Genomic DNA, 10,742 nt, shown 5'->3' with positions numbered 1-10,742 from the left:
GGCCGGGACGGCGCGGCCGGCGGAGGCGAGGTGGTCAGCGGAAGAGGCGTTCGAGGACGTGGGCGACGCCGTCGGCGTCGTTGGAGCCGGTGACCTCGTCGGCGGCGGCGAGGACGTCCGGGTGGGCGTTGGCGACCGCGACGGCGTGGCCGGCCCAGGCGAACATCGGCAGGTCGTTCGGCATGTCCCCGAAGGCGATCGTGCGCCGCGCGGACACGCCGTACCCGGCCGCGATCTCCGCCAGGGCGACGCCCTTGGACACACCCGCCCCGGCGATCTCCACAAGATCGTAGCTGGACGTGGTGACCACGGCCGTCGATCCGGCGGCGGCCACGATGGCGCTGTGGACGTCGGCGAAGCCGCCCGCGGACAGCGCGCGCCGGACCAGCAGTTTCGTCACGGGCAGGGCCGTGAGCAGTGCGGCGATGTGCCCGACGGCCTCGTGCGGGTCGGGCCACATCGTGGTGAAGGCCGGCTCCCGGCCGAAGTGGGTACCGCTTTCCACGGCGAAGGCGGCGTCCGGCACGATCGCCCTGATCTCGGTGGCCAGGCGGAGCGCGGTGGCGGCCTCCAGGACGTGGTGGCTGAGGGCGGCGCGGTTGTCCAGGTCGTAGACGAGCGCGCCGTTCGCGCAGACGGCCAAGCCCGACGTGCCGGTCTGGGCCACGATGTCGGCCATGACCCGGGTCGGGCGCCCGGTGACGAAGACGATGATGGACCCGGCGCTCCTGACCCGCTCCAGCGCGGCGCGGGTACGTCGTGAGACCGTGCCGTCGGTGCGGATCAGCGTCCCGTCGAGGTCGGTGGCGACGAGCGCTGGGCAGAACACAGTCGTTCAGTAAACCTCATCCACGCGGGCTGCGCCGGCTGCCCTCCATCCTGCCGAGGCCGGGTTTCGGGGCTGTGGGGCCGAAGGGGGCGTGATCATGCTGCGGCCGGGTGTCCCGCGGGGCCGTAGGGTGCTGCGTTAGCATGCGCGTGGTCCGGGAGGCCGAGGTCCCTGGGTCGCCGGCCGGAGCGGGCTCCAGGCGGCGGACAGCCCTTCCAGCGTCCAGAACGATCACTCTTGCGACTGGTGGTAAGGCGTGGGAAGGCCGTGGGAAGGAAGGTGCCCGGGAAGCGATGAAAACGTTTGACGAACTATATCTTGAGCTGGCTGGAAAATGGCGTGAACGAACGCCCGGATCCGGCAGCGTGGACGCGCTGGACAAAGGGATTCACCACATCGGGAAGAAGCTCCTCGAAGAAGCCGCGGAAACCTGGATGGCGGCGGAGCACGAGGGGCCGGAGCGGGTCGCGGAGGAGCTGTCGCAGCTGCTGTACTGGAGCCAGCTGGTGATGATTTCCGCAGGTCTGACACCGCACGACGTATACTCCAGGCTGTGATGACGGCCCTTCGGTGCGCATTCGGCGCCGGACTGTGACACGGGAGCTGTGATGCTGCGACTCGCGGTGCCCAACAAGGGGGCGCTGGCGACCGCGTCCAGTCAGCTGCTCGTCGATGCGGGTTACCAGGCGCGTCGCGAATCGGCGGAGCTGGTCGTCACCGATATCGAGAACGACATCGAGTTCTTCTTCCTCCGGCCGCGTGACATCGCCGTCTATGTCGGGGCCGGCCGGCTGGACATCGGCATCACCGGCCGCGACCTGCTGATCGACAGTGGGGTCGCCGCCGACGAGCTGCTGCCGCTGGGTTTCGGGTTCTCGACCTTCCGCTACGCCGTGCCGGAAGGCAGCGTGACCGATGTCGAGGCGCTGGCCGGCACCCGGATCGCCACCTCCTTCCCCGGGCTGGTTGCCGCCGACCTGGCCCGGCGCGGCGTCGACGCCCAGATCGTCCGGCTGGACGGCGCGGTGGAGACCGCCATCCGGCTCGGGGTCGCCGACGCCGTCGCGGACGTGGTGGAGACCGGGCGCACACTGCGTGCCCATGGGCTGACGCTGCTGGGCGAGCCGGTGCTGTCCTCGGAGGCCGTGGTCGTGGTGAAGAAGGGGCTGGAGCTCACCACGGCGCACGAACGGCTGCTGCGCCGCATCCAGGGCGTGCTGGTCGCTCGACGCTACGTCATCATGGACTACGACGTCCCGAACTCCGTGCTGGAGAAGGCCTGCGAGATAACCCCTGGTTACGAGTCGCCGACCATATCCCCGTTGCAGCGTGAGGGCTGGGTCGCGGTGCGCGCCATGGTGCCGCACACGGAGCTCAACCGCGTGATGGACGACCTGTGGGAGATCGGCGCCCGGGGCATCATCGTCTCGTCCATCCAGGCCTGCCGGCTGTAGGCCGCATCTGGCTGTGGGCCGTGTCTGATGGGCGCCGTCCGCACGGCTGGTCATCCATCAGACACGGGCCCCGTCGGGCACGGTCCTGTCAGGCACAGGCGCCCAGGCGTCCGGCGCCGCCGCGGGAGGTCAGCGGCGGCTGAGGATGAGCGACATACCCTCGTTGCGGGTCGCGGTGCTCAGGAACTGGCCGCGCACCGCCGACGTCATCGTGCGGGCGCCCGGCTTGCGGACCCCGCGCATGGACATGCACAGATGCTCGGCCTCGACCACGACCATGACCCCCCTGGGGGAGAGCGCCTGTTCCAGCGCGTCGGCGATCTGGGTCGTCAGCCGTTCCTGCACCTGGGGGCGTCGCGAGTACAGGTCCACGAGCCGGGCGAGCTTGGACAGCCCGGTGATCTGGCCGCTTTCGTTCGGGATGTAGGCCACATGCGCCTTGCCGGCGAACGCGACCAGATGGTGCTCGCACAGCGACGTGAAGTCGATGTCGCGGACCAGCACCATCTCTTCGTGGCCTTCGTCGAAAACGGTGGTCAGCACCTCGGAGGGGTCCCGTCCGAGGCCTTCGACCGCCTCCTGGTAGGCGCGGGCGACCCGTTCCGGGGTCTTGCGCAGCCCCTCCCTGTCCGGGTCCTCACCGATACCGATCAGCAGCTCCCGGACGGCGCGCGCGACCCGCTCGTGGTCGAACGGCCGGACGGCCTGCGGGCCGAGATCCGGCCCCCGCCGCTGGGCGGCGACGTCCGCGGCGAGGGCCGTACCGGCGTTCACGCTCTGCGTGACGGTGTCCACGGTGTCCACGGTGTCCACGGCGCTCGCGGATGCTGTGGAGAGGGAGGTGTGCCCGCTGGGAGGTGCGAGGCCGGAATCGGTCGTCAACGGCGTCCCCTGTCGTCGTCGTTCGGCAGGCTCGGGGGCGCCCACGGATCCGAGATCCGCGGGATGGGCGACGACGGCGTCGAGGAGCCCGCCCGGGTGTCCTCCTCCCCGGGTGCCGAGGAGTCAGCAGGGCCAACCGGGGTGGTTGTGGATCCATTCCCACCAGGGGTGCCCGAACCGTTACCGTTGCCGCCGCGGCCGGCTCCGTTCGTCCGGCCGTGCTGCCCGGCGCCAGCGCCGGCACCGCTGCCGGCGACGAGGTCGCTGACGTCGCCGGACTTGTGCAGGGCCAGCTCGGCCGGGGTCATCACCGGTGGCCGGTCGGACGGCAGGCGCTTGCCGACGCCGGTGTAGGAGCCGCGGCTGGGCCGCTTCTCCACGGTCGCGAAGATCTCCAGGACATCGTCCTTGCCGAGCGTCTCGACGTCCATGAGACGCAGGACGAGGTTGTCCAGGACGTCCCGGTAGCGGACGAGGATCTCCCAGGCCTCGTCGTGCGCCGACTCGATCAGCTGGCGGACCTCGGCGTCGATCTCCGCGGCGAGCTCCTCGGAGTAGTCGCGCTGGTGGCCCATGTCACGGCCGAGGAAGACCTCGCTGCTCTCGCCACCGAACCGGACCGCGCCGAGCTTGTCGCTCATCCCGAACTGGGTGACCATGGATCGGGCAATCTTCGTGGCCTTGTCGATGTCGTCGCTGGCGCCCGTCGTCGGCTCGTGGAACACGAGTTCCTCGGCGGTCCGCCCGCCCAGGCACACCGCGAGGTCGTCCAGCATCTCCGACCGGGTGCGCAGATAGCGGTCCTCCTGGGGGAGCTGCATGGTGTAGCCCAGGGCCCGCCCGCGAGGCAGGATCGTGATCTTATGGACGGGGTCGCTGTTCGGCAGCGCGTGCCCGACCAGCGCGTGCCCGCCCTCGTGGTAGGCGATCCGCTTCTTCTCCTTGTCGCTCATCACCCGGTTCTTGCGTTCCGGGCCGGCCATCACCCGGTCGATCGACTCCTCCAGCAGGTCCGAGGAGATGAACTTGTGATCCGACCGGGCGGTGAGCAGCGCGGCCTCGTTGAGCACGTTCGCCAGGTCGGCGCCGGTGAACCCGGGGGTCCGGCGCGCGATGACCAGCATGTCGACGTCCGGCTCGATCGGCTTGCCCTTGGCGTGCACCTTCAGGATCGCCTCACGGCCGAGCAGGTCGGGCCGGTCGACGACGATCTGCCGGTCGAAGCGGCCCGGGCGCAGCAGCGCGGGGTCGAGGATGTCGGGCCGGTTCGTCGCGGCGATGAGGATCACACCGCCCTTGACATCGAACCCGTCCATCTCGACCAGGAGCTGGTTGAGGGTCTGCTCGCGCTCGTCGTGGCCGCCGCCGAGGCCGGCCCCGCGGTGGCGGCCCACCGCGTCGATCTCGTCCACGAAGATGATCGCCGGAGCGTTGGTCTTGGCCTGTTCGAACAGGTCCCGGACGCGGCTCGCGCCGACACCGACGAACATCTCCACGAAGTCCGAACCGGAGATCGAGTAGAACGGCACGCCGGCCTCGCCGGCGACCGCGCGGGCCAGCAGTGTCTTGCCGGTGCCGGGCGGCCCGTAGAGCAGCACGCCCTTGGGAATCTTGGCCCCCATGGCCTGGAACTTGCCGGGGTTCTCCAGGAACTCCTTGATCTCCTGGAGCTCCTCGATGGCCTCGTCGGCGCCGGCCACGTCAGCGAAGGTCGTCTTCGGCGTGTCCTTGCTGACCAGCTTGGCCTTGGACTTGCCGAAGTTCATGACCCGGTTGCCGCCGCCCTGCATCTGGTTCATGAAGAAGAACAGCAGGAACACCACCAGCAGCACCGGCAGCAGGTTGAGCAGCAGCGACACGATGATGTTGCCCTGCTCGACCTTGACCTCGTAGGGGACGCGCTGCGCCCGCAGGTCGTCGGCGAGCTTCACGGCCTGGTCGGTGACGTACGACGACTCGTACTTCTTGTCACCGACCTTCGTCGTGATCTCGATGCGCTGCTTCGAGTCCTGGATGGTGGCGCCCTTGACCTGCCCATCGGTGATCTGCTGCTGAATGAAGTTCAGGTCACGTTTGGTGTACTCGCCTGAGCCAGACAGCACATTGGTCGCGAGAACGATCACGAGTACGGCCAGGAGCAGCAGAGGCACCCAGCCGCGGAAGATTCTTCTTGGAGTCATCTGCCTGGAGCGCTGGACACGCGCGCTCCACCCTCCTGACGTGTGTGCCGCCCTCGTTCGGGATTCCCTTGTGCCGAGGGTACCGCCGGTACGCGCGCCTTACCGCGCGTACATCCGAGCAACGGGCAACTGATGCGTACTGTTCCGCCGCGCTGCCCCGAATGGGCGGTTCGTAGCGTGACCCGCCGCCACCGGCCCGCCGGATCCGTCGCTCGCGAGATCATCGGCACGGTCCGTGCCATCGCCATCGCCCGCGCCAGGGCGGACGGGGCCTACCGGGCGCCACGCGCGATCGCGTCCGCATGCAGCGTCCCTACGTAGGGTAGCGTACGGTAGTGCTCAGCGTAGTCCAGGCCGTAGCCGACGACGAAGGCGCTCGGGATGTCGAAGCCGACGTACCGGACGTCGATGTCGGCCGCCAGCGCCTCCGGTTTGCGCAACAGCGTGAACACCTCCAGGGACGCCGGCCCCCGCGAGCGCAGATTGCGCAGCAGCCACGACAGGGTCAGGCCGGAGTCGATGATGTCCTCGACCACCAGCACGTCCCGCCCCTCGATCGAGCGGTCCAGATCCTTGAGGATGCGCACCACACCCGAGGACGAGGTGGCCGAGCCGTACGACGAGACAGCCATGAACTCCATGGTCACCGGTATGGTCAGGGCCCGGGAGAGGTCGGCCATCACCATCACCGCGCCCTTGAGGACGCCGAGGAGCAGCACCTCGCGGCCGGCGTAGTCGGCGTCGACCCGGGCGGCGAGCTCCCCGATCCTGGCGGCGATGTCACCGGGGGTGACCAGCACCTCGGCGATGTCGGGGTGCTGGCCGGTCCGCGGGGAAAGATCCGTTCCTGATCCGGGCCTGCCGAAGCCGATCTCGTCGGGCATCGTGTGCGCAGCGGCCACCTGAGTCTCCCTGGAGTGTCCGCGCGGCCGGCCGGCCAGGGCGTCCCGCGCGTGGGTGCTGGACTGGCTCCCGGACCCGCGGGCCGCGGGCTGTGGGGAGGTCTCCTCCCGGCCCGCGGTCCGCGGTCCGGTGGTCTGGAACACCGAGATCCTGCCATCCGCGCGGACGGCGACAACACCGGACGGCAACGGGACGGGCTTCTGCCCACGCCATCTGGTCACCAGATCGTCCATGGCCCGGACATGATCGGCCCGCAGGCCGGTCGGCGCGCTTCCCACGGCCAGGGCAGCCCGGCGCAGCACCCGGGTACGCAGCGCCTCGCTGAGCCCGGCGAGCCCGGCGAGGTCCAGGTCGACCCGAGCGGGCGGCCCGGCCGCGTCCCGGTCATGACCGCGCAGCTGGTGGGGGGGCTGGGGCAGCGTCAGACGCTCGTAGGCCAGCGCCGCGTCGGCGTCGAGCGCGCCGGTGTCGGCCCGTAGCAGGTCCGCGGTGCGCGCGAGCGCCTCGGCGATGCCCGGCCCGATGGTCTCCTCCAGGACGGGCAGCGCCCGGTGCCGGACCCGGGCCCGGGCGAACGCCTCGTCGGCGTTGGTCGGGTCGTCCCACGGTGTCAGCCCCTCGGCGAGGCACGCGTCGCGCGTCGCCGACCCGCGGACATCCAGCAGCGGACGCCTGATCACTCCGTCCAGGCGGGGCATGCCCGCCAGCGACCGGGTGCCCGACCCGCGGGCGAGCCGCAACAGCACTGTCTCGGCCTGGTCGTCAAGGGTGTGGCCGAGCAGCAGCGCGCTCGCCCCCAGCCGCCCCGCCGCGTCGAGCAGGGCGGACCGGCGGGCCTGCCGGGCGGCGCCCTCCGAGCGCGGGGAGTGCGCCGGCAGCACCTCCACGGGGTCGAACCCGAGCGCCCGGCCGCGCGCGGCCACCGTGGCCGCCTGTGCCGCGGAACCCTCGTACCAGCCGTGGTCGACGGTGAGCAGCCCGGCGCGCAGGGCCCGGCGGGGGGCGATGAACGCCAGCGCGGCGGCCAACGCCAGCGAGTCCGCCCCGCCGGAGCAGGCCACGAGCACCAGGCTGCCAGGGGCGAGATCGGCGATCGAGCGCCGGACGGCCACCCGGATCCCGCTCACGGCTCCGCATGCCCGCATCACGCCACGCGCTCCCGCGCCGTCCCGTGCCACGGCATCGTCCGGCGCGCCGGCCCCGTCGGGGGTGGCTCCGGCGGGGCCGGCTCCGGCGGATGTCCCGGCAGGCGATGTCCTGGCAAGCGCGGTGGCATCGTCCCGCGCGGCGGGCTGCCCTGGGCGCGGGCCCCGCTCGTCCTGTCCGGTGATCGACACCCCTGGTCAGGCCGACAGGGACGGGCGCGAGCCCAGCACCCGCTGCATCCAGGCAACCGGATCGACCAGCTCCGCGCGGGTCGGCAGCGTCTCGGGGGACTCCCAGACCAGGTTGAACGCGTCCACCCCGGCCTCGGCGACGACAGCCCGCACGAACGCGCCACCCTGCCGGTACTGCTGGAGCTTGAGGTCCAGCCCGAGCAGCCGGCGGACGAACCGGTCGATCGGCGAACCACCGCCACGCCGGCTGTCGAAACGTGTCCGGATCTCGGTGACGGTCGGCACGACCTTCGGGCCGACCGCGTCCATGACCTGGTCGGCGTGCCCCTCCAGGAGGGTCATCAGCGCCTGGAGGCGGTCCAGGACCTGGCGCTGGGCGGGCGTCTGGAGCGCCTCGACGATGCTCGGCGCGTTCGGCCCGCGGTCGAGCACGGCGCCGCGCACGGCGCTGACGGCCGACTTCACCCGTTCGGCGAGCACCTCCGGATCGAGATCGGTCGCTTCGATGAACGCGCCGATCTCGTTCTCCAGGTGCTGACGCAGCCACGGGACGGCGGTGAACTGGGTGCGGTGGGTCTGTTCGTGCAGGCAGACCCACAGCCGGAAGTCGCGCGGGTCGACCCCCAGCGTCTGCTCGGCGTGGGCGATGTTCGGCGCGACCAGGCTCAGGCGCCCGGCCTGCGCGACGATCGACCGAGCGGGGGAGTCCGCCTCCGCCCCGGCGGCCGGATCCTTGCGGAGGGCACCGGCCGGTTCCCCGGCGGCCGCGCCCGGGGCCGCGCCCGGGGCGGAGCCGGCCGTCCCGGCCTGCTCGGGCGGGAGGAAGACCTCGTACTGCCCGAGGACCTTGCCCGCGAGATAGGCCAGGGCGGTGCCGAGCTGGACGCCGGTGACGGTGCGTCCGACAGCCGAGGACAGCCGGCCCCGCTCCCGGTCAGCGAGCTTGCCCAGCAGCGGCCCGGCGATCACCCGCAGGCCGGCGACGTTCGAACGGACCCACTCCGGACGGTCCACCACGGCGATCGGCGTGGCCGGACCGGCCGGTTCCAGCCGGGTGTAGGCCTGGACATGGCCTTCCGCCTCGACGGCCAGCCGCCGCAGGTCCGCGACCACCGCGTCCGCTTCGGCGCGGGGCAGCTGCGGGCCTGGCCGGACAAGCCGCCGCGCGGTCGCTACGGCGAGGTCCCAGTCGACTGGCTCGGCGTCCACATCCGCCAGCCTATGTCCTCTCCCTGGGGATGACAGCTTTATCGTTGCCATCCGCCGGTCACCGTCGACCATTTCCGCGTCACCGTCGGGTGATTTTTCCGGACGACCACCACCTTCCGGATGTTTCCCCGGCCGGCCGGCCGGCCCGCCGCCGGTGCCGGGTGTCCGGCCCCGGGCACGCGGCCTCCGTCCGGGCGGCCGGCGCCGTGGCGCCGCGCGTCTGCGGACGCCCGCGGCATCCACGTGCGCTCGGCATCGGCATCGGCATCGCGCATCCGTACCGGCATCCGCTCAGCACCCGCACGAGGCGAGCGCGACGGCGACCTGGTCGAGGGCGGCCCGGGTGCTTCCGGCCTCCTCGACCGGGGCGAAGAAGCCGAACAGCAGCAGCCGGCCGTCGGTGTCCACGACCTGGCCGGCAAGGCTTGTCACGATACGCAGGCTGCCCGTTTTCGCGCGTACGTCGCCGGCACCGGCGCGGGTGTCGGGCGCGTTGTACCGGTCACCCAGCGTCCCGGAGAAGCCGGCGACCGGGAGCCCGGTGAGCAGGGTCCGCAGCTGCGGGTGCCCGGGCAGTACGGCGGTCCGCAGCAGCGCCACCAGCGTCGCCGGGGCGATCTGGTTCGCTGTCGACAGCCCGCTGGTGTCCGCCAGGTTCGCGCCGGCGGTCGGTACCCCGAGCTCCCGCAGGACGTCGAGCACCGCCCGGGTGGCGCCGTCGAACGACGCGGGCAGGCCACGGGCGTGGGCCACCAGCCGTCCCAGGCTCTCGGCCAGGTCGTTGTCGGAGTAGGTCAGCATCCGTTCGACCAGCAACGGGACCGGCGGGCTGTGGGCCTCGGCGACCTGCCGGGGGCCACCGGAGCCGTCGGTACTGCCGGAGCCGCCGGGCATGGCGCCGACCCCGGTCGACGCGACCCGCACACCGGCCCGGCGCAGCGCCGCCGCGAAGGCGTTCACCGCGGCCAGGTCGGGCGTCGCGCTGCGCGGGCCGGTCGCGCCGGGAGTCGTGCGGCCGCCGTCGGCCTCGAGCGCGGACACCGGCGTGACATTGCCATCGGTGACATAGCTGTCGCGCCATCCCGTCGCGGTGGACGGCCCGGTGAACAGCGTCCCGTCGCCGACCAGCCGGTCGACCTCGGTGATGCCGGCCGCCCGGACCTGGGCGGCCAGCTCCGACAGGCGGGCCGGGGCCGGGTAGCCGGCCGGCCCGGTCGCGGCGGTCAGGGTCGGGTCACCCGCGCCGACCAGCCACAGCGTGCCTCCGGGCGGGGCGGCGGCAGGTGGCGGTGTGCCCGCCGCCCCGGTGCCGTCCGCGCCGACGGCTCCCACCGTGCTGGCTGCCACCTGGCCGTCCGGCACCGGGCCGCCCGGCGTGGCCGGCGGGGTGTGGAAGACCCGGGTCGTCAGGGTCGTGCGCGCATCGAAGGTCGTCAGCGCGGCCGCGGCGACCACGGTCTTCAGCGTGGACGCGGGGGCCACCGCGGTGGTCGACCCGCGGTCGAACAGCGTCGTTCCGGACAGCGCGTCGATGACCAGCCCCACCGGGCTGCCCAGCGCCGGGTTGGCGAGCGGACGGGTGAGCCTGGCGCTGACCGCCGCGGGGTCGGCGACCCGTAGCGTCGGGTCCAGGGCGGGGAAGGGCGCGGCCGCGGGCCGCGGAGCGGGCACGATGCCCGGGCTGTCCGTGGGCGGAACGGAAAGATGACCGGCGAGCAGCGCGGTGGCGATGGCGGTGAGCCCACCGACCCGGCCCGGCATCGGAGGGGTCACGTGCGGGAGACTATGTCCTGTGGCTGATGGCTGCGCCTGTGGCCGACGGCCACGTGGTTATGTTTTTCGCCACCAGCGCGCTCCCGCGGCCGGGGGGATGTGGCCGCTGCGGATCTCCCGGATCGGCCGTGGTGATTCGGCGTGTTCCCGGAACCGGCGGCAGCCCCGGGGAGGG

The 10,742-nt window shown here is 72.2% G+C and carries 8 protein-coding genes; 2 read left to right on the top strand and 6 right to left on the bottom strand.

The features are described from left to right. Window positions 1-34: 34 nt before the first annotated feature. Window positions 35-829, bottom strand: a complete 795-nt coding sequence (locus AC5LUJ_RS11325; protein WP_250284926.1) for an HAD family hydrolase — start codon at window positions 827-829, stop codon at window positions 35-37. A gap of 293 nt (window positions 830-1,122) precedes the next feature. Here AC5LUJ_RS11325 and AC5LUJ_RS11320 point away from each other — a divergent pair, with 293 nt between their 5' ends. Both AC5LUJ_RS11320 and hisG read left to right on the top strand, forming a co-directional pair. After that, window positions 1,123-1,386, top strand: a complete 264-nt coding sequence (locus tag AC5LUJ_RS11320; protein WP_250284928.1) for a phosphoribosyl-ATP diphosphatase — start codon at window positions 1,123-1,125, stop codon at window positions 1,384-1,386. A gap of 51 nt (window positions 1,387-1,437) precedes the next feature. Continuing rightward, a complete protein-coding gene (hisG, locus tag AC5LUJ_RS11315) occupies window positions 1,438-2,283 on the top strand; it encodes an ATP phosphoribosyltransferase (protein ID WP_250289907.1) in 846 nt (281 codons plus the stop codon). A gap of 129 nt (window positions 2,284-2,412) precedes the next feature. Here the strand turns inward: hisG and folE are convergent, their stop codons facing one another. The 5 genes from folE to dacB all read right to left on the bottom strand — a co-directional run bounded on the left by folE (window position 2,413) and on the right by dacB (window position 10,555). Then, window positions 2,413-3,087 carry a GTP cyclohydrolase I FolE gene (folE, locus tag AC5LUJ_RS11310; protein WP_250284935.1) on the bottom strand — a complete coding sequence of 225 codons (675 nt, stop codon included), beginning with the start codon at window positions 3,085-3,087 and terminating at the stop codon, window positions 2,413-2,415. 74 nt (window positions 3,088-3,161) lie between these two features. Then, entirely contained in the window at window positions 3,162-5,345 is a 2,184-nt protein-coding gene (gene ftsH / locus AC5LUJ_RS11305) for an ATP-dependent zinc metalloprotease FtsH (protein WP_250284929.1), read from the bottom strand. A 272-nt stretch (window positions 5,346-5,617) separates the two neighbouring features. Beyond that, the gene (gene hpt, locus AC5LUJ_RS11300; RefSeq protein WP_250284937.1) at window positions 5,618-7,393 is read right to left on the bottom strand and encodes a hypoxanthine phosphoribosyltransferase; all 1,776 of its coding nucleotides are present in this window, start codon (window positions 7,391-7,393) and stop codon (window positions 5,618-5,620) included. A gap of 198 nt (window positions 7,394-7,591) precedes the next feature. Beyond that, window positions 7,592-8,794 carry a zinc-dependent metalloprotease gene (locus AC5LUJ_RS11295; RefSeq protein WP_250284931.1) on the bottom strand — a complete coding sequence of 401 codons (1,203 nt, stop codon included), beginning with the start codon at window positions 8,792-8,794 and terminating at the stop codon, window positions 7,592-7,594. Window positions 8,795-9,085: 291 nt separating this feature from the next. Then, complete coding sequence (gene dacB / locus AC5LUJ_RS11290) at window positions 9,086-10,555, bottom strand: D-alanyl-D-alanine carboxypeptidase/D-alanyl-D-alanine endopeptidase (protein WP_250289912.1); 1,470 nt, start codon at window positions 10,553-10,555, stop codon at window positions 9,086-9,088. Window positions 10,556-10,742: the final 187 nt, after the last annotated feature.

It is taken from the genome of Protofrankia sp. CiP1_Cm_nod3 (assembly GCF_982290655.1).
Note: the sequence above shows the minus strand (reverse complement) of the source record. Positions and strands in the feature narration are given on the sequence as shown.

Coding starts and splice junctions, on each gene's coding strand:
- AC5LUJ_RS11320 (WP_250284928.1), top strand. CDS start 1,123: ATGAAAACGTTTGACGAACTATATCTTGAGCTGGCTGGAAAATGGCGT.
- hisG (WP_250289907.1), top strand. CDS start 1,438: ATGCTGCGACTCGCGGTGCCCAACAAGGGGGCGCTGGCGACCGCGTCC.
- ftsH (WP_250284929.1), bottom strand. CDS start 5,345: ATGACTCCAAGAAGAATCTTCCGCGGCTGGGTGCCTCTGCTGCTCCTG.
- hpt (WP_250284937.1), bottom strand. CDS start 7,393: ATGCGGGCATGCGGAGCCGTGAGCGGGATCCGGGTGGCCGTCCGGCGC.
- dacB (WP_250289912.1), bottom strand. CDS start 10,555: ATGCCGGGCCGGGTCGGTGGGCTCACCGCCATCGCCACCGCGCTGCTC.